Raw genomic sequence first — 18948 nt, 5'->3', positions numbered from 1 at the left:
TCCGGTCAGGGTCCACGGCCACGGCGCGGGTTTGTTTGGCTCCGATTCCGGCCACCAGAACGGCAGCATCATCCCCCCGCAATTTGAACAATCCCTGGGCATCGGCAACCCATAAGGCCTTGACATAACCGCCCCCAACCGTTGTTGCCCCCGCAACCAGCAATCCACTCAGGAGTAGACAGAACGCCAAGAAGGCCGTGCGCACGGTTGGCACCAACCTGCCAGAACAGGATTCCCGGACAGCCATTGTCTTCCCCACCCCCCTCCCGTGATCCCAGGACGACCGCATCTCGTAGTCATCCAGATCAGGTTGACCACTACGGTATCATCGATCATCACGAGTGATGACAAATCAGGACAAAAGCATCGCGAACAATAAGACTCGGTCTCAATAAATCTCCGGGGAGACCCTAACCCCTATGGATTATGCTATAGGGGGTAATATCAAGTCAATCGTGTTTTCAATTTTTTTCAGCCAGCACTCTCGAAATCGGGAGGTCAACACGCTGAAACAGGTTTTGATGATCACCGGACGAAAATTTTTTTATCGTGCATATGGAGGCTGGCAGCATGGGATTGCTTTGAAAAAACGTTGAGAACTTTCATACTCGGGGGTGGCAGAGGCCTCGCCGTGTTTTTTTCAAGAATCAGGCAAAACCGGGAACAGGAGGCGGAACGGTACAGCCATTCAGTTCCTCGAAAATTTCGCGAACCGAGGTCATGCGGGTGTGGCGGGTGGCGTTGGTGCCGGTGAACACGAGGCCATTTTCCAGGTCTCCCTGTTGGGCCTGATGCAAAGCCCGGGCAATGCAGAAAGTACTCTCTTCATCGCGGCAAAGGCAGGCGCTCAGGCAGGTGGCGAAGCATTTGGCATCGACCTCGTCACCCCGGAAAAGCTTGCGGGTAAAGGGAGAACTCAACGCTCGTCCGGGAAGGCCCGCCGGGGAATCGATGATCACCACATCGCCGTCTTTGGCCTGGATGAAGGCATCCTTGAAGGATTGGGCGGCATCACACTCGTGGGTGCAGATGAAACGGGTGGCCATTTGGACCCCCTTGGCACCCAGGGACATGACCCGGTCGATATCCTGACGATCCCAGATGCCACCGGCGCTGATGATCGGAATTTCACCGCCATACTCCTTGCGGACCCATTGGACCAGCTCCGGGATGACCCGTTCCAGGGAAAAATCCAGGGAAAAAATATTGGGCCGGTCGGCACCGAGGTGACCACCTGCGGTGTTGGGATCTTCGAACAGAATGGCATCGGGCAGACGTTTGTAGAGTTTGTGCCAGCGTTTGGCGATGAGGACCGCCGCCCGGAGCGAGGAGACAATGGGAATCAGGGCTGCTTTGGGATTGGAGGCGGCAAATTCGGGCAACCGCAGCGGCAACCCGGCCCCTGCGATGATGAACTGCGCCCCGTTTTCCAGGGAGGTGCGCACCATGGATTCAAAATCCCGAATGGCCACCATGCAGTTGGTGCCAATGATGCCATGGGGACTGATCTCCCGGGCCAGGAGCAGTTCGTCGATCAAGGCCTTGATATTGGCCTTATAATAGTCCTTTCCCTTGTTGTAGTATTTGGAAGCCAGGGAGAGAGCCACGGTGGCGATGACGCCGGCACCGCCCACATTGGCAACGGCAGAAGCCAGTTTGTGGGCCGAGACACGAATACCCATGCCACCCTGGATAATGGGAATCGGCAGGGTAAAATTGCCGATGGTCAGGGGCGGCAGCGGGGTAACGGCAGGCGATGACGCAGTCTGTGACGGAGTGGCAACGGTAGACGATGGCATGGTCATGGGCTGTTTATACTCGAAATAGGCGGAAATGTTCTACCAGTGCCTGGCAAAATTCACGAAACTTTTGCCCGCAGGATGGCCGGTGCAGGAGTTGGCAAGGTTGACAGCAGCAAGAAGATGGATACAAATGTTTATTCCCAGGTGGCCCAGGCAGGAACAAGCGCCGTGGCCCGCAGGCCGGCCACGGTCAGGAATGGATGCTCCAGGACATCGGCGCGGCGCAGGATGGCCAAAGCCAGGTTGACATCCTCCAGACGGGTGCAACTGGTGACAATACCGGCCTCCTTGCCGTCGGGAGTGAAAACCGGGGTTTGCGGGACCAGATTGATATCACCAGGAACTCGCAGTTGATGCAACCGTTTTTTGATGGTTCCCCGACTGTGGGTACGGGCCGTGGTCTCCTGGCCGATATAGCATCCTTTGGTAAAGCTGACGGTATTCAATTCCTTGCCGCCGCATTCCAGGAGAAGGGTTTCATCGGGAATAAAATCCACGCCGCCCCGTGGCAGGGCATGGTGAATGCGGTGCGTTTCCCAGGCGGTGACGCCAACCGGTGTGGCCAGCGCGGCCAACTGATCCCAGATTGTCGGCAGTTCGGTGGCGGGCACCAGGAGCCGCCATCCCAGGGCTGTGTGGCGCGGATCCCGCCACAACCGCAAGGTCGCTGTTGGTGAACAGGTGGTTCCCGGGGGGGCATTCGGATCCAGACCGGGAAAAACCCCGGCCAGGAGATGCCCGGCTTCGGGACCGGCCAGGGCCAGCACACCCAGGGTTGCGCTGGTCAGGGTCATCTCCACCTTGGCCCGCAGACGGTACATGTACAGCCGTTCCAAAAACCGGGCCACCTGATCCGGTTCCGTCAGAAGGTGCAGGGATTCTCCAGCCTGGACCAGGGTAAAATCCCGGAAAAAACGTCCCTGCGGGGTGAGCATGGCCGCATGGATGGAACGACTTTCTGTGATATCCCTGACCTGGTTGGTGACGAGTCCACCCAAAAATTGCAGCCGTTCCGGACCGGTCAAGGTGACGACACCACAGTGGGTCAGATCGACCAGTGCCGTGCCATTTTGCAAGGCATGAAGTTCCGTATTCAGGTCGGGGGCAAAACGCTCCGGCGTGGGTTGACCCCGGTCGTCACACCAGGGTATGCCCGGTGCCAAGTGATGACGAAGAAGGCTCAAGACGGAAAACTCCTTGTCAAGCAGTGTAGACGATCCGCACAATCGGTATTGTATCGACAATCACCGTGCGGACGCGAGAGGCGTCGGCACTTCATATTTTTTTTCACCGAATCAAGGATTGGAGAAGGCCCATCATGGACAAGTTCCGTTCCGCCTGGGTACGCAACCGTACTGGCAACGTTACCCAGATGCATTTCGCCCGGCAAGGGGAGATCACACCCGAAATGGCTCATGTGGCCCGGGAGGAGTCCCTGTCCCCCGAACTGGTGCGTGATGAAGTGGCACGGGGGCGCATGGTGATCCCGGCCAACATGAATCACCCCGAGTTGCGTCCGGTGGCCATCGGTATCGCTGCCCGCTGCAAAATCAACGCCAATATTGGCAATTCCCAGATTTCATCGGGATTGGAAGAGGAGCTGGAAAAGTTGAATCTGTCGGTCCGCCATGGGGCGGATACGGTCATGGATCTCTCCACGGGCAAACACATTCCCCACATTCGTGAATCCATTCTGCGGCATGCGTCAGTGCCCATCGGGACCGTACCCATTTACGAGGTGGTGGAGCGGGTTACGGATGTGCGTCAATTGACCCCGGACATGATTCTGGCCGTCATCGAGGAGCAGGCCCGGCAGGGGGTGGATTACATGACCGTGCATTGCGGGGTCCTGCTGCACGTCCTGCCCATGATCGAATCCCGCATCACCAAGATTGTCTCCCGGGGCGGGGCACTCATGGCCCAGTGGATGCTACACCACGAGGCGGAAAATCCCCTCTACACCCATTTTGACCGTCTGCTGGAAATCTGCAAACGTTACGATGTCACCCTCTCCCTGGGAGATGGCATGCGGCCCGGATGTCTCCATGATGCGTCGGATGCGGCCCAGTTTGCCGAGTTGAAAGTCCTGGGAGAACTGACCACCCGCGCCTGGGAACAGGATGTACAGGTGATGATCGAAGGCCCGGGCCATGTGCCCATGGACCAGATTGAAATGAACATGGAACGGGAACGGCAAGAGTGCCACGAGGCCCCTTTTTACGTCCTGGGACCTCTGGTGACGGATATTGCCGCCGGCTATGACCATATTTCCTCGGCCATTGGCGGGGCCATTGCCGCCTGGAAGGGGGCATCGATGCTTTGCTACGTCACTCCCAAGGAACATCTGGGTCTGCCCCATGCCGAGGATGTGCGCAATGGCATCATTGCCTACAAGATTGCTGCCCATGCCGCTGATATTGCCCGGGGTCGGCCCGGGGCACGCGACCGGGATGATGCCATGAGCCGGGCGCGTTATGCCTTTGATTGGAACCGCCAGTTTGAGTTGGCCCTGGATCCGGAACGGGCACGCAGCTACCACGACGAAACCCTGCCCGAAACGGCCCACAAAAGCGCCGAGTTCTGTTCCATGTGCGGTCCCCGTTTTTGTGCCTACAAGCTGTCCCAGGAAGTGACCGAAAAATCGCGTGCATTGGCCGCACGGCTTATTCCCCAGCATTGTCCGGAGTGCGCAGCAACCATTCCAGCGATTCTGCACCAGGCCATGATTGGCGGATGACCCGACGCATCCGGTGAAGTTCAGATCGGGTATCTGTTCAGAGTTCTTGCAAAAAAAGGATTGGATATGAAAGACCTGGTTGGGTCTCTGCCCCAAACCCCGCCAGGAGGAAGGGCAGAGCCGCATCCTCCTGGACCTTCATCCCGTTTTTTCGAACGTATTTTAATGGGAGAAGCCGAACGGCCGCCAGATTGACAGGCCAGCCGTGGCCGGCGATTTGACCATCCCCCTGGCCCGGGCAGACATCACCCGGGATGACGAAAATGCCGTGCGGGCCGCCCTGGCCCGCAATCTCTGGTACGATGCCGATCTGCTGGCACAGTGGGAACAGGCCTGGTCCGTATTGTGGGATCGCCCGGCGGTGGCTTTTGCCGATCCGGTCGAATTGATCGCCCTTTTGAAACAGCGCTTGCACTGGCCTTCCGGCGCAGCAATCGCCGCCGACGCCTTGCTGGAACCGGCTTGGCGGGAGGCCTGTTCTGCTGCCTGGTTGCATCTGGTATGGCATGACCTGGATCCCCGGACCGGCTTGCTGCGCGAACAGGGCACCACCCTGGTGCCACCCGGATCGGGGCCCTTGCAGGCGGGATTCTGGCGGCATGGTTTTGGCCAACCGACCCGCCCCGACGTATCCTGGGAACCTCCTCCCCTGCTCATGGAGGAGATTTCCGGAGTGGTGGTTCCCCGGCTTGGCTGCGGGTGGGGCGGGATACAGGTGGCCCATTTCGATGGCAATCGAATCCTGCCGGGGGTGGGGGCCGTATTGTTGAGCAACAAGGCTTCCCTGGTGGCGGATTTGCGCCACATGCGCCGCCATCCCCCGGGAAGCGCGGCCTGTGCCCTGGGACTCTCCCTGCTGTCGCGACTCGATACCATCCTGGCCAAACGCCAGCAACTGGCCGCAGCCTATCTGGACATGCATCCCCGTGGTCGCCTGCATCTGCCCGCCTCGGCGGCCCAGGATCGCAGTTGGGAAGGATTTTTTCTGCTCCTGAACAACCCGACCGACCGCGATGCCTTGCGAGGTTTCCTGGCCCGGTCACGCATCGATGCGGCCTCGCCGGTATGGTATCAGCCCGATACCGCTGCCCGGCAGCTTCCCGGCGTGCGCACCTTTCTGGAACGCTCCCTGGCCATTCCCTTTTATCCAGCTTTGGAAACAGCCACGCAAAAGAAAATCATCAACCGCATTCATCGCTGGGTGGAGCGGGACGCCAGGCAACCCGTGTGAATTGAGTCTCTCATACGTCATTTATTGTGACAGGTCAGGCACAAGGTGCTGCCATTGGTGTTGCTCACTCGCAGAAAACTTGGATTAAACGTGCCATTCTGGCCTACCACCCCATGGGGATCATGGCAGGAAGCGCATTCCACCCGATACTGTCCCGAAGATTTGTAATATCGAACTTCGTTGGTATCCGGTCTGTTGTCGCTGTCCTTGTCATAGAAGGCCATGAGATCTTGTTGCTTATCGGGGCCAACAAAGTCATTACCGATACGACTGGTGGGCAAATTGACACCGATGGGATGATCATTGCGCAAATCGGTGCCGATGTTGAATACGGAAAAATCAGTGGCCACCTCAAATCCTCCTGGACCGGAATGGCACACCATGCAACCGGCGGATTCGTTGGGCGACGTTTCGCCTATGGCGTAGTGTTTATTGGAGCCTTTGGTCGAGTTGCCGGGCAGGTTTTTCCAACTGTCGAGAAAGGTTTCGTTGTGATTGGTCACTGACGCGGCATTGTAGTTGCCGGAGCCGGGCATGTTGATGATGGAGTCGATGGCAACGGTTCCGTCATGGCAGGAAAGGCAGGTCATGGACGCCGGACCGGGTTGGGCTACTTCGGACGTGAGCGTCGAGGTGCCCAACTGGCTGTAGGTCTGGTAGGTATTGTTTTTCGAAGTACGATTCCACAAGGGGGCGGCCACATTGGAGTTGGCTCCGTGGGGGGTGTGGCAATAAACGCAAACTTCACCATAATTATTGCGCACGGTAGTCATGGCTGCACCGACACCGGCCGTGGACTGAGTCATGTTGTGGCGGGTATTGGCGATGCTGCCAGTATTAGAAAAGTTTGTTGGATAATCCGCAGCCCAGGCCAGACCACCACCCAGGAGAATCAGGCCACCGACAAGCTGCAAGAGACATTGACAGGGAAATGATTTCCCAATTTTGAGAAGGAAATTCTGGACGTTCATGATGCATCCCCCTGTTCAATCAAGATTACATGTAAACGACAACCTTGCCCCAACATATGCTATGCAATTTTCATTCCATATGAACGATCCGCAACACGGATCATGGCACAAAATTACTTGAAATACGCTCGGCTTCCGCATCGCCCAGTTTTCGAATGACTTCCACTTTTTTCAGGACCTGATCCACAATGTAAAGCCGACCTGTTTCATCGCTGGCCAGCCCAGACGGAGAAGCATAACGACCGGGATGGTCCCTGGCCGTGGGTTCACCCATATGCAGGAACAACTTCCCGGTTGCATCAAAAACCTGAATATTGGCAAAAGCCCCATCCGCCACATACACCAGGCCATCACGATCAATCGTCAAGGCACGCGGGCGGGCAAACTGGCCAATTCCCGTGCCAACACTGCCCCATTTGCGGATAAACTCACCGGTGGCGGAAAATTGTTGGACACGAAAATTGCCGGCATCGAGAACAAAAAAATGCCCCTCATGGTCGGTGGCCACGTCGGTTGGATAGTTGAACTCGGCATCACCGGTGCCGCGTTTGCCAATGGAAACCAGTTGTTTGCCTTCGGTATTGAAAATCACGACGCGATGCTGGGTGGAATCCAGGCCTCCGGTATCCGTCACCATGATGTGGCCATTGCGGGGGTTGACGGCGACGGCGGAAGGACGTTGCAATTTGGCCTCACGACCAATAAAGCGCACGAACATGCCCAGTTCGTCATAAACCACCACATGCTTTTTACCGGCATCGACGACATAGACCAGGCCTTTGCGGTCCACGGCAATACCCAAGGGGCGGCCAAGAGTCCCTTCGCGACGAAAGCCGAACTGAAAATATTTGCGGTCTGGAACATTGAAGACATGCACACGCCTTTGCATGGAATCGGTGATATAGATGCGCCCTTCCCAGGCCGCAACGCGCATCGGTTTTTCGTACACGTTGGTGCTGTTTTCCTGGCCGGCAAGGCCATCGGCCAGGGTGGTGTCCTTGCCGCGAATGTCTTTGGGGCTGCGGAGTTCGGTTTCGTATTGGTAGCGGGGACGTTCAGGCAGGGGTGGCCAATAGATATCGGTGGGATTCTGCACGGGTTTCAAGGTCGTGCAGGCCGTAAAAAGCAATAAAAACAAGAAAATAAATTTTTTCACGGATTGGGAGTCTTTGCAGGTTACCGGGTCGGCAGAATCATCCTGGTCGCTGACACATACCCGATTGCGCCCGGATTCCTTGGCTTTGTAGAGAGCGAGGTCGGCTTTTTTCAACATGTCTTCCTGGCTGGAGACGGTGAAATATTGGTGTTGATAAATGGCTACGCCGATACTGATGGTGATGTTCAGATTGTCCACCGGCGTTGCCTCAACCTCCTTGCGCAACCGCTCGGCTGCCTGAAGGGCACCTGGATGCCCGGTTCCCGGCAGAATGACACAAAACTCCTCGCCTCCGTAGCGACAGGGAAAATCCACTTCCCGGGATTGCCGTTGCAGAATGGTTGCCAGAGACTTGAGAACCCGGTCACCCTGGTCATGACCGTGGGTGTCGTTGAATTTTTTGAAATGATCCACATCGATCAGCATAATGGAGAGCGTATGCTGAAAACGACGCACCCGTTCAAACTCGGTGCGCAAAATGTCATCCATGTGCCGACGATTGTAGAGTCCGGTGAGTCCATCGGTTACCGAGATGCGTCGCAGTTGTTCTTCCAGATGTTTTTCCGAAGTGACATCGCGCAGAATGGCTGCCGAACCAATCTCCTGGCCCTGGCTTTCGCGGATGGTCGTGGCATGGATCACAAGCATCCGGTTATTGTAAAATACCGTATCCGGGACTGAAGCGTCATCGCAACGCAACAGGGCCGTGATGTACTCAGGATCATCCAGCATGTTCAACAATCCGCCGGCCACGATTTGTGCCGCAGTCTTGCCCAGGATCTGCTCTGCCGCCGGATTGACCAGGACCACAACCCCTTCCCGGTCTGTTACCACGATTCCTTCCCGTGCGGACAGGATGATGGTGGTGAGCTTGTTTTTCTCCCCGCGCAGGCCATCCAGGGTGTTTTTCAGGCGATCAGCCATGATGTTGAACTGGTGCGCCATCACCTTCAATTCAAGACACCCGTCTTCCTGCACCACTTTTTCCAATTTGCCGTTGGAGATGCAGGTCATGGTTGTGGTCATCTCCAGGATGGGCCTGATCAGGAGCCGCTGGATCAGAAAAAAAGCCAGGGGGGTCAGGATGAAAATGAGCAGGGATGGGACAAGACCCAGACGGTTGGCAAGATCCCGATAACGGTCCTGGTCCTGCTGCAGGGAGTCGGCAGTCATTCTGGCCACATGGGCCGACACCAGATCCACCAGTTCATCCATCTGCACGGTCAGATCCCGATCCATCCCGCGCACGGCACGGTCGGCATTATGGGCAGCAAGGGGCTGAGATAGATCATGTTTTTTTAATGTACTGGTATAAAGAGCCTCCAGTTGATCATGACTTTTCACCGTGCGAGACAGCAGGGTGTGTTCCCTGGCTCCCACATTCAGAAAGGCAAAATAACCGTGCAACTGGGCCAAAAGCTCACGCACCCGTTGCCCCTGATGATTGAAGGCTGCCAGATATTTTTCCCGGTCACCAGGATGACTGCCACACAACAGAATGTTCTTCCACTCCTGCACCTGAATCTTGAAATGGACCTGGGCCTTCCGGGCCGTATCCAATGCCTGATTGCCTGCCGAAAGAATGCCGCGATCCTCCGTGGCGGCGTTTTGGGATTTTTCAAGAGTGGAAAGACTCCAGATCCCCACGCCCACGATCAGCAGGAGAAACGGAATGGCAAAACCAAACTGCAGCCAGACGATGCGCGGCGCACGCAATGCCTGGGACAGGGCAGAGGCTGGTGCCGCAGCCTGTCGTTCACGATGCAAACTTTCTCCGTCAACCCCGAAAACCCCCTCAGTCAATTCAGGTTCCTCCAGCCATGCCTGTTATTCCCCGGATTGTCTTTTGCAACCCAACCCCCCGACGGCTGCCCCCCTCCGCAGAACCTGTCACGCCCACCTATGATATGCCTTGTACTCAAGAATCATACCTTTCCTTGCAGCCGACATCCTCACATGGACTATTCATTATTTTCATTAATTTATATTTCCGGCTTTCTCGCGGTTCTGTCCTTCATTCTCATATTTTGGAATTCACACCCAAAAAATTCCCATTTTTGACAAAGGGCGTATGGATGCTGCGTGTTCGGGAATGGGCGTCCGAACCGGGAGCGTCGTGAACCCCTTGCCGGAAACACCGTGTTTCCGGCATTCAGGTTGTTTTTCGGTACCTGCCCGGCACCCTTCAGGTTCCCCTGTCACGGGAGCTTTGCTCATCAAGCTTGAAAAACCCCATGGTCTCTTCCAGCAGGGTGGACTGACCGGAGAGTTCTTTCGCCGTGGCGGCCATCTCCTCGGAGGAACCTGCGTTCTGCTGGATGACCTGATCCAATTGCTGAATGGCGGCATTGATTTGCGCCACCCCCTGGGTTTGTTCCTGGCTGGCAGTGGCGATTTCCTGCACCAGTTCTGCGGTCCTCTGGATATCCGGTACCAGCTTGCCGATGATCGCTCCGGCCTGTTCCGCCACCTGTACACTGGATGTGGAAAGGTGGCTGATCTCTCCGGCAGCTGCCTGGGAACGTTCTGCCAGTTTGCGCACCTCGGCGGCCACCACCGCAAACCCCTTGCCGTGTTCCCCGGCCCGGGCGGCCTCGATGGCGGCGTTCAGGGCCAGCAGGTTGGTCTGGCGGGCAATCTCTTCGATGACGGAGATGCGAGTGGCGATTTCCTTCATGGCATGGACCGCCTCGCCCACGGCCTTGCCGCCTGCTGCCGCATCCTTGGCCGCCGACTGGGAAATGTGCGCCGTGGTCTGGGCATTTTCGGTATTTTGTTGAATGTTGGTGGCCATCTCCTCCATGGCCGCAGAGGTTTCCTCGATGCTGGCTGCCTGGGCCGTGGCTCCCTGGGACAGGGTCTGTGCCGTACCGGACAACTCGCTGCTGCCCGCCGTGACCTGTGTCGTGGTTTCCCGAACCCGGGTGACCACCTCCCGCAATTTGACCACCATCTTCTGCATGGAAATCGACAGTTCTCCCAGTTCATCCCGACGTTGCAGAACGCATGTCACTTCCAACCCGCCGGCGGCCATGAGCTTGATGAACCGATTGCAACACTCGATGGCCCCAATAATATTTCGGGTCAGGGCCAAGGTGATTCCCACCATCACCAGCAGCAGGACGACACTGACTCCGCCAATGCTGCGGGTCACAAAGGCGGTCATGCGAATCATGTCCGAGGCATCGGACATCACGATCAAGCTGGTCTCCTCCACCCCTTCGCCCTTGAAGGTCAAAGAGCGTTTTTTGGCAAACATCAGGGTATCGCCCTGGGAAACTTCCCGCAGATGTTCACTCAAGCCGGGGATCTGTTCCTCCACCCCCTTGAGAGTGGTGCCAATAAGTTTTTTCAGTTTCTCGTTCCAGACGGCAATCTCCACCCCCATCACTGCCTTCATCCCCTGCAACGCCTCCTCCCTGGGATAAGAACCCACCTTTACCAGTCCCACCAAGGTCTTGTCGAGAAAAACGGGATGGATCGAATCCAGACTCAACAGACCGGTGGTGGTGGAAACCTGGATGCCCATTTGGGGCTTGCCGCTTTGCAGTGCCCTGCCAAACAGTGGGGTCTTAGACTTGTCGTCGCCAAATTTTTCCGGATGATGACCACGCAACACAACGATGCCTTTGGAGTCAGTCACTTCGACCGTGGTCACGGCATCATGCACGGCGTGCAAACCCTGAAAGGCCGGAACCATGAGGTTTTGCAACTTTTGCCGGTCCTGATCCTTCAGTGCCTGACCCAACCCCGGCATGCTGGACAGGACGGAGGCGTCACCCAACAAACTCGTGCCCAATTCCTGAAACGATTGGTCGATGCTCTGAAACCTCTGGTCAATCCCTGCCTCATAGCTGGCCGTAAATTGACGTGAAATAAGTGGAATCAGAACTATGGCCAGGGCCGCAAAACCCATGACCAGGGGGACCAGGAACCCAATTCCCATTTTGTATTTGAGCTGCATTGCACTCAACCTCCGCCTCTTGGCCATCCAATCGGGATGCCTCTGAATGCCGACTCACACTTCCCCCACCGATATTAATCTAAATTCGAATATCACACCACTTCTCAGTGGATGCATCATGAATTATTGAGAATGATTCTCATACTTGTTTACATTCACGCTCCATGTTCTATCATTCTCTCTTGGGTCTTGACCAGTTCACTAGACCAGATGGGACATATCCCCTCGGCAACGCTGGCACGACGCGGTTATTTTTTCAACCATTGCTCAACTTGGCTGCTGTTGGGCACGCTACCCGCGTGGACCACTTGATTGTCCAACATTACACCGGGAGTAGACATCACCCCATGACCCAGGATTTCGGCCAAATCGGTTACTTTCTCTACCTGGGCCTCGATGCCCAGTATCCTGGCCTTATCTTCGATCAGCTTCGCCGTGGTGACGCAGTTTTTGCAGCCGGATCCCAATATCTTGAACGATTTCATGAATTCCTTTCTGATTCAGACAAAGATTGCATTGAGCAGGTAGCCGACCATGATGAAGGCCACGGTCAGGAACCCTGCGAAAAATAAAAGAAATCTTGGTTTAAGTACCTTGCGCAGCAGGATGAATTCTGGGAGCGAGATTCCCACTGCGCTCATCATGAAAGCGATCACCGTGCCGATGGGAACGCCTTTGGCGAGCAGGGCTTCGGCCACTGGGATAATCCCCGTGGCATTGGCATAGAGCGGCAGGCCCAGGAGTACCGCCACGGGTACAGCCAATGGATTATCAGCGGCAGCGTAGCGGACGAAAAGTTCCTGTGGCACGTAACCATGCAGCGCCGCACCAATGCCAATACCCATGATGACATAAAGCCAGATGCGGCCCACGATGGTGCGGACTTCACCCCAGGCATAGAATGCTCGTGCCCGCCACGAACCGTCTGCATCTTCCATGTTCGCCTGCCCCAGGCGCATCTTCCATACATATTCCTCCACCCATCGCTCCATATGAAGACGGTCGATGAAGATGCCACCAAGAATCCCGATTCCCATGCCGGTGGCCACGTATACCAAGGTCATCTTCCAACCCATGACGGCCCCCAGAATGACCACGGCGACTTCATTCACCAGGGGCGAGGTAATGAGAAAGGCCATGGTCACCCCAACTGGGATGCCCCCCTCAAGGAAGCCGATGAACAAAGGGACCGAGGAGCAGGAGCAGAAAGGCGTGATCGCACCAAGAATGACCGCCAGCAAATAACCCGTTCCGTGGGACTTGCCTTCAATGTAACCCCGCACCTTCTCCGGCGAGAGCATGGTCCGGAACAGCCCCATGACAAAAACGATGACGATCAGCAACACGAAAATCTTGCTCGTGTCTTCCACAAAGAAGTGCAACGCCTGCCCAAGGGGAGATCCAGGCGCAAGCCCCAATCCGTGGAACACTGTGACATCTGCCAGATCACTGAAAATTTTTAGCATGATTCACCTTCCATAGGGCAGCGTTTGGGACGATCCGGCATGGTCCGCAATCTCTCCTGATCGTCCCGGTGGATTTCCGATCCTTGTAAACCATGGGCAACAGCCTGAATCATGACCATGGCCCATGGGGGCAGATCCGGATGCAGGGTATAGTACACCCACTGTCCGGCCCGGCGGTCCCGTACCACATCGTGTTCGCGTAACGTTCCCAGGTGTCGGGAGATCTTCGGTTGCGCTTCGCCCAGGACGTACCCAAACTCGCAAACGCATAGCTCCGGTTCGACGAGCAGCAACATCACGCACCGCAGCCGGGTTTCGTCCACCAAGGATTTCAGCAGGATCTCGGGAGTCAATGAGGTTACCTCGTATCTTTCCAAGCGAATATGCGTCAATCAGCATATGCTGTCAAGCGCATATATTGGCATTTCAGCGGCACCTTGTCCGTGCAATTGAGTCCGATTCTCGCTGCGAAAGGTTGTATAAAAATTTGAAAACTGACAGAGTTTCTGAAAGAATCTGGGACTTGAAACCTTTTATCCCTGGATTCCCATCCTGGCCCTTCCAAGGAGAGCAGCATGTCCAAACTGGAAATTCATTATCAGCAAAGCCTTGCCAGAACAGGCAAGGAGTACCGCGACATTCACGAATGGATCGATGCCCCCGACAAGAAGGCCGAACGGCACGATCTGGGCAAAGTTCTGGAATATGCCAGAATGTGGACCGAAAAGTACGGCGAAGAAGGGGCACGGGAATATCTGTATCATCTTCAGGATGATGTGGAGGCACGCTTCAGCCACCTGCTGGATGACATGCGCAAAATTACCGAGGACAATCTGCGCTATTTTGGCTGTCTCAAAAAACCCTGACCGATTGGAATACACCCATGAAATGGATCACACGTTCCCATGTCCATGTGGATCGGGTTGCCTGCCCGTGGTTGATTGCCCGGTTCATCGACTCTCAGGCGGAGTTTCTGTTTGTTCCCAAGAGCCGGGTTCTGGAGGTTGCCGCCAAAGAGGGGGCCATCTCCTACGATGCCCCGGGGGCCGAATATGACCATGATCGCAGCAATCCCGCTGGCGAACTCTGCACCTTCGAGGTGTTGATACGCGCCTTCCAACTGACCGACAAGGCCTTGTTGCGGCTGGCCAGGGTGGTGAGCGGTGCCGATACGCATCGTTACGACCTGGATCCCCTGGCCCGTGGTCTGGAGGCTCTGGCCACAGGGTATGGTTTGCGTTTCCCGGATGATCAGGAGAACATCCGCCGGCAATTCGAGATGTATGACGCCCTCTATGCCTGGTGTGCCCTGGATACAGCCAGAGAAGCATAAGGCACGGACCGATGATCCAAACCATGCGGTTGCGGCCATGAAAGAGGATCCAAACCGTGCGGTTGCGACCATGAAAGCGTCAGGATCAAGCCAGTGACCCGGACCATGCGGTTAATCGATTTTCTGGCCATGCGGCGCGAAACAGCCGGCCTGTTGCTGCTGGTCGTTCTGGTTGGTCTGGGCGAACGATTGGCCGAACGCTTTCTGCCCATCTATCTCCTGGCCCTGGGCGGGGGACCCCTGGTCATTGGTTTGCTGGGGGCCATGGACAATCTTCTCTCGGCTCTTTATTCCCTCCCGGGTGGCTATCTTGCCGAACGGTTTGGTTTTCGGCGCAGCTTGTTGTTCATCAACCTGCTGGCCATGGCCGGCTATCTGCTCGTGATTCTGGTCCCCCGCTGGGAGGCGGTCCTGGCGGGGGCTGTTCTCTTCCTGGCCTGGAGTTCCCTCTCCCTGCCGGCCAGCATGGGTTTGATCGCCAAGGTGCTGCCATCCAACAAACGTACCATGGGCGTCACCATGCACTCTCTGGTCAAACGGCTTCCCATGGCCATGGGACCCGTGATCGGGGGACTCTGTATCGACAGACTGGGGGAAATCGATGGGATCCGTGTCTCCTTCACCATTGCCCTGGGCATGGCCGTCGTTGGGCTTTTTGCCCAGCAACGCCTGATTCCCGATGATCGACCCGCCAAAAGCGATCATCCCCCCAATTCCCTGACCAGAATGCTCGCCCTGCTCACGCCGGCCATGCGCCGCCTGCTGGTGTCCGACATTCTGGTCCGCTTTTGCGAGCAGATTCCCCATGCCTTTGTGGTGATCTGGTGCATGAAATTCATCGCCAATCCGGTTTCCGCCGCCGAGTTTGGCATCCTGACCTCTATCGAAATGGCCACTGCCATCCTGGTCTATCTGCCGGTGGCCTGGCTCGCCGACCGCGCCGAAAAAAAACCCTTCGTGGTGACCACCTTTGCCTTTTTCACAATCTTTCCCCTGGTATTGCTGCTGACCAGCTCTTTCACCATGCTTGTGTTTGCTTTCATCGTCCGGGGTTTGAAAGAGTTCGGGGAACCCGCCCGCAAGGCGTTGATCCTGGATCTTGCCCCGCCGGACCATCGCGCCGCAGCATTCGGGACCTACTATCTGGTCCGCGATATGGTTGTTTCCTTGGGAGCCTTCAGCGGTGCCCTGCTCTGGCAACTGGGACCGGAGGTCAATCTTCTTTCGGCCAGTGCCTTTGGTCTGGCCGGAACCCTCTGGTTTTTGTTCTGGGGTCGTGCCCATGCATGAGGACATGATGGCATGGTGCCCGATGCATCGTCCGGTTTCCCCCTGTTTTTCGATTCATGATCGTTGAATTTCCATGACCGGAGAGCCTGACTCCCGCAAGATTGTTGTCACTCTGGACCAGATGGCACGTGGCAACTCTGCTGTGCATCTCCTGGAACCCCGGGTCAAACTGGTCGTCACGCTCCTGTTTCTGCTGTGCGTTCTCTCCTTCGACAAATATGCCGTGAGCGGCTTGTTGCCATTTTTTCTTTTTCCCCTGATTCTGGTGGCTCGGGCGGAACTGTCCAGCCGCTGGTTGCTGCACCGTCTTTTGTTGCTGGCTCCGCTGCCACTCCTGATTGGACTCTTCAATCCCTTTCTGGACACCCGGCCCATACCCGTGACCGATAGTCTGACCATCGGGGGTGGTTGGCTTTCCCTGCTCTCCATTGGCTTGCGCTTTTTGCTGGCCATGTCCGCCATCCTGGTGCTGACTGCCACCACGCGCCTGCCGGACCTGGGTCGGGCAGCGGAACGCCTGGGAGTGCCACGCATTTTTGTCACCCAGATTCTGCTTTTATACCGTTATCTCTTTGTCCTGGTTCAGGAAGCCGAACAGATGGCGCGTGCCCGCAACCTGCGTTCTTTTGGCCGGCGTGGACAGGGATGGTCCATTCATGCCCGACTCGTTGGCCATCTGCTGCTGCGTGCCATGCACCGGGCGGAGCGTGTTCATCAGGCCATGCTTTGTCGCGGGTTTCACGGTTCGTTTCCGGTGGCCGAAGCCACGCGGCTGCAATCCGGCGACTGGCGCTTCCTGATTGTCTGGTTGTTGATTCTGTCAGGTCTGCGTTTTGGGCAGCCGGTGGTGCCACTGGGTGCCTTGATTCTCGGGCACAGTCCATGAATCCCTGCATCCTGGAAGTTCAAGATTTGCATTATCGCTATCCGGATGGCACCCCGGCCCTGGCGGGTGTTTCCTTTGGTATTCGCCCTGGCGAAAGCGTGGCCATCGTGGGTGGCAACGGGGCTGGCAAATCCACCCTGCTGCTCCTGCTGAGCGGTGTCATCCAGCCGGTGGCCGGATCCTTGTTGTTGCATGGGACACCCATGACAGCCGCCAATCGGGAACAGATCCGTCGCACCATCGGTCTGGTTTTTCAGAATCCCGACGACCAGTTGTTCATGCCCACCGTGGCGGAGGATGTGGCATTCGGCCCCTTGAATCTGGGCATGACCGCCGCCCAATGTGAACAGACCGTCATCTCGGCTTTGACCCGGGTGGGGGCCGAACATTTGCGCCAGCGACCGCCCCACCGACTCTCCGGCGGGGAAAAGCGGCGGGTTGCCATCGCCACCGTTCTGGCCCTGGCACCGGAAATTCTGCTCCTGGATGAACCCTGCTCCGGCCTGGATCCCCATGGCCGCCGCCAATTGGCTGCCTTGTTGAAAAGTTTGCCGCAGACCCGGATCGTGGTGGGACACGATCTGGAGTGGCTGCGTAGCGTTTGCACCCGGACCATCACGCTGGCCGAGGGCAGGATCGTGAGCGATGACCCGACAGGACAAACCAATCCGTTCGCCTGTCCCGCATGCGGGAGATAATGTGCAGGTTGGCGCAAAAACAACTCTTTACCACCCGGCCATTCCCTGACAGGGGTGGCATCAATTCATCCTCATCCGGGTACCAGGTGGATTTGTACCTTCATACCCACGGCCTTGGCATAGCGTTCCAGGCTTTTGAGGGAGGGTTTGTGGCCGCTTTCCAGCCGTGCCACAGTTGGCTGACTGGTACCCATGCGTTCGGCAATTTCCTGTTGGCTCAGCCCGGCATCGACCCGGGCCTGGATCAGTTCCCGGGCAAGGGAAAATTCTCCTTCCAGTGCCGTGTATTCCTCCATGTATTGGGGATTTTTGCGCCATTCTTTCCTGAGTTCCGAGAATGGAATGGTCATTTTTGGATCTCCTTCATTCTGGACATGGCCACCCGGATGGCTCTCTTGGGTGTTTTATTGGTTTTCTTGACAAACGCATGCAGGATAACGACTCGCTGTTGGTGAACAGTCACGTACAGGATTCGGGCAATACCATCTTTTCCCCTGACGCGCATTTCCCAGAGTTTGTGTTCCAGGTGTTTTACATGGGGTTCCCGTATCTGGTTCAGCCCAAAATTTTCAATTAATTCAATTATGTGGTCAATCTTTGCCCGCATGTCATCTGGAAGAGTTTTCATCTCATTCCGGACCGTTTCGTTGAGTACTTCGACGCGCCAGTTCATTTTCAATTGTATACCAAGTTTGATATATTATATCCAGCCTGATTTTTATATCAGACCGGAAATTTCAGTTTGCTTTCTCCATGGCTCAACGGCTGGCGGGGGGTGGCGAGACGAAAGCCCACATCGATGCTTTGATTATAGGCGCGGAGGCCGCGGCGAATGATGGCCCGGAGGAACTTAGTCGGGCTGTGCCAGCCCCCGCCCCGCATGCTTCGCATGCCTCTTGGGATGACAAGCGGATCAAGTGAAGTCCCCATGGCGTTACGGTCAGCGAACAAGTTCCGGCACCACTCCCAGACGTTGCCCGCTAGGTCACAATGACCGTAGGGTCCGTTACCTGCAGGATAAATGCCTACTGGAGTGGGTGCCGTGTCTTTTCCACCAGCATAATAATTAGCCAACTGATCTGGATTTGGCGACTCTGCTCCCCAGGGATATGCTCCTTTCCGGGAAGTGGCCGCCATTTTCCAAACACCCTCATCGGGCAGGCGGATTTGCATATTTCTCTGCTTGCTCAACCAGCGACAAAAGGCCATCGCTTCGAACCAGGAAACAAAGGTAACAGGCCGGTTGGGGTGCAGGAGCTGGTCATCCCAATTGTCTGGGTTATTCCAACCTTCTTTCATACGCATGTGCCAGCCTGCATCATCCCACCATGTTTTGTCCTGATAGCCGTTGTGGTCCATAAAATGTTGATACTCCATGACGGTCACCGGGTATTTGCCCAGCAGCCAGTCGGTG

At 56.4% G+C, this 18948-nt stretch carries 19 protein-coding genes; 7 read left to right on the top strand and 12 right to left on the bottom strand.

What is annotated here, in order from left to right; translation table 11 throughout:
* The 3 genes from HQL65_15785 to HQL65_15775 form a co-directional block, all read right to left on the bottom strand.
* The coding region (locus HQL65_15785; GenBank protein ID MBF0137695.1) for a hypothetical protein at positions 1-247 on the bottom strand (247 nt) is incomplete at its 3' end.
* Between the two features lie 400 nt (positions 248-647).
* Positions 648-1799, bottom strand: coding sequence for a nitronate monooxygenase (locus HQL65_15780; protein MBF0137694.1), 1152 nt, complete (start codon positions 1797-1799; stop codon positions 648-650).
* Between the two features lie 137 nt (positions 1800-1936).
* Positions 1937-2986 (bottom strand): folate-binding protein YgfZ, encoded by a 1050-nt coding sequence (locus HQL65_15775; protein ID MBF0137693.1) that lies wholly within the window; start codon positions 2984-2986, stop codon positions 1937-1939.
* A gap of 134 nt (positions 2987-3120) precedes the next feature.
* Here HQL65_15775 and thiC point away from each other — a divergent pair, with 134 nt between their 5' ends.
* Both thiC and HQL65_15765 read left to right on the top strand, forming a co-directional pair.
* Positions 3121-4539: a phosphomethylpyrimidine synthase ThiC gene (gene thiC / locus HQL65_15770; protein MBF0137692.1), complete on the top strand. Its 1419-nt coding sequence runs from the start codon at positions 3121-3123 to the stop codon at positions 4537-4539.
* 205 nt (positions 4540-4744) lie between these two features.
* Complete coding sequence (locus tag HQL65_15765) at positions 4745-5770, top strand: DegT/DnrJ/EryC1/StrS aminotransferase family protein (GenBank protein ID MBF0137691.1); 1026 nt, start codon at positions 4745-4747, stop codon at positions 5768-5770.
* A gap of 17 nt (positions 5771-5787) precedes the next feature.
* Here the strand turns inward: HQL65_15765 and HQL65_15760 are convergent, their stop codons facing one another.
* The 6 genes from HQL65_15760 to HQL65_15735 all read right to left on the bottom strand — a co-directional run bounded on the left by HQL65_15760 (position 5788) and on the right by HQL65_15735 (position 13704).
* Positions 5788-6741, bottom strand: coding sequence for a cytochrome c3 family protein (locus HQL65_15760; protein MBF0137690.1), 954 nt, complete (start codon positions 6739-6741; stop codon positions 5788-5790).
* A 100-nt stretch (positions 6742-6841) separates the two neighbouring features.
* Positions 6842-9700, bottom strand: coding sequence for a diguanylate cyclase (locus tag HQL65_15755; GenBank protein MBF0137689.1), 2859 nt, complete (start codon positions 9698-9700; stop codon positions 6842-6844).
* Positions 9701-10082: 382 nt separating this feature from the next.
* Complete coding sequence (locus HQL65_15750; GenBank protein ID MBF0137688.1) at positions 10083-11861, bottom strand: hypothetical protein; 1779 nt, start codon at positions 11859-11861, stop codon at positions 10083-10085.
* A gap of 248 nt (positions 11862-12109) precedes the next feature.
* A complete protein-coding gene (locus HQL65_15745) occupies positions 12110-12346 on the bottom strand; it encodes a thioredoxin family protein (GenBank protein MBF0137687.1) in 237 nt (78 codons plus the stop codon).
* Positions 12347-12361: 15 nt separating this feature from the next.
* Complete coding sequence (locus tag HQL65_15740; protein MBF0137686.1) at positions 12362-13327, bottom strand: permease; 966 nt, start codon at positions 13325-13327, stop codon at positions 12362-12364.
* Positions 13321-13704 carry a metalloregulator ArsR/SmtB family transcription factor gene (locus HQL65_15735; protein MBF0137685.1) on the bottom strand — a complete coding sequence of 128 codons (384 nt, stop codon included), beginning with the start codon at positions 13702-13704 and terminating at the stop codon, positions 13321-13323. Before HQL65_15735 ends, HQL65_15740 begins: the two co-directional genes overlap by 7 nt.
* Positions 13705-13902: 198 nt before the next feature.
* Here HQL65_15735 and HQL65_15730 point away from each other — a divergent pair, with 198 nt between their 5' ends.
* The 5 genes from HQL65_15730 (at position 13903) to HQL65_15710 (ending at position 17534) form a co-directional block, all read left to right on the top strand.
* Complete coding sequence (locus HQL65_15730) at positions 13903-14193, top strand: hypothetical protein (protein MBF0137684.1); 291 nt, start codon at positions 13903-13905, stop codon at positions 14191-14193.
* 17 nt (positions 14194-14210) lie between these two features.
* Positions 14211-14660 (top strand): chromate resistance protein, encoded by a 450-nt coding sequence (locus HQL65_15725; protein ID MBF0137683.1) that lies wholly within the window; start codon positions 14211-14213, stop codon positions 14658-14660.
* A gap of 105 nt (positions 14661-14765) precedes the next feature.
* Positions 14766-15950, top strand: coding sequence for an MFS transporter (locus HQL65_15720; protein MBF0137682.1), 1185 nt, complete (start codon positions 14766-14768; stop codon positions 15948-15950).
* 73 nt (positions 15951-16023) lie between these two features.
* Positions 16024-16836, top strand: coding sequence for a cobalt ECF transporter T component CbiQ (cbiQ, locus tag HQL65_15715; GenBank protein MBF0137681.1), 813 nt, complete (start codon positions 16024-16026; stop codon positions 16834-16836).
* Complete coding sequence (locus tag HQL65_15710; GenBank protein MBF0137680.1) at positions 16833-17534, top strand: ABC transporter ATP-binding protein; 702 nt, start codon at positions 16833-16835, stop codon at positions 17532-17534. The genes cbiQ and HQL65_15710 overlap by 4 nt, the downstream gene beginning before the upstream one ends.
* A 71-nt stretch (positions 17535-17605) precedes the next feature.
* Here HQL65_15710 and HQL65_15705 read toward each other — a convergent pair whose 3' ends face one another.
* The 3 genes from HQL65_15705 to HQL65_15695 form a co-directional block, all read right to left on the bottom strand.
* Positions 17606-17884 (bottom strand): helix-turn-helix transcriptional regulator, encoded by a 279-nt coding sequence (locus tag HQL65_15705; GenBank protein ID MBF0137679.1) that lies wholly within the window; start codon positions 17882-17884, stop codon positions 17606-17608.
* On the bottom strand, positions 17881-18207 hold the full coding sequence (locus tag HQL65_15700; GenBank protein MBF0137678.1) for a type II toxin-antitoxin system RelE/ParE family toxin: 327 nt from the start codon (positions 18205-18207) through the stop codon (positions 17881-17883). The genes HQL65_15705 and HQL65_15700 overlap by 4 nt, the downstream gene beginning before the upstream one ends.
* A gap of 50 nt (positions 18208-18257) precedes the next feature.
* Positions 18258-18948 (bottom strand): SUMF1/EgtB/PvdO family nonheme iron enzyme (locus HQL65_15695; GenBank protein MBF0137677.1); only part of this gene is annotated, 691 nt, incomplete at its 5' end.

It is taken from the genome of Magnetococcales bacterium, assembly GCA_015228935.1.
Classification (GTDB): Bacteria; Pseudomonadota; Magnetococcia; order Magnetococcales; family DC0425bin3; genus HA3dbin3.
This window is presented reverse-complemented; position numbering and strand designations above follow the sequence as displayed.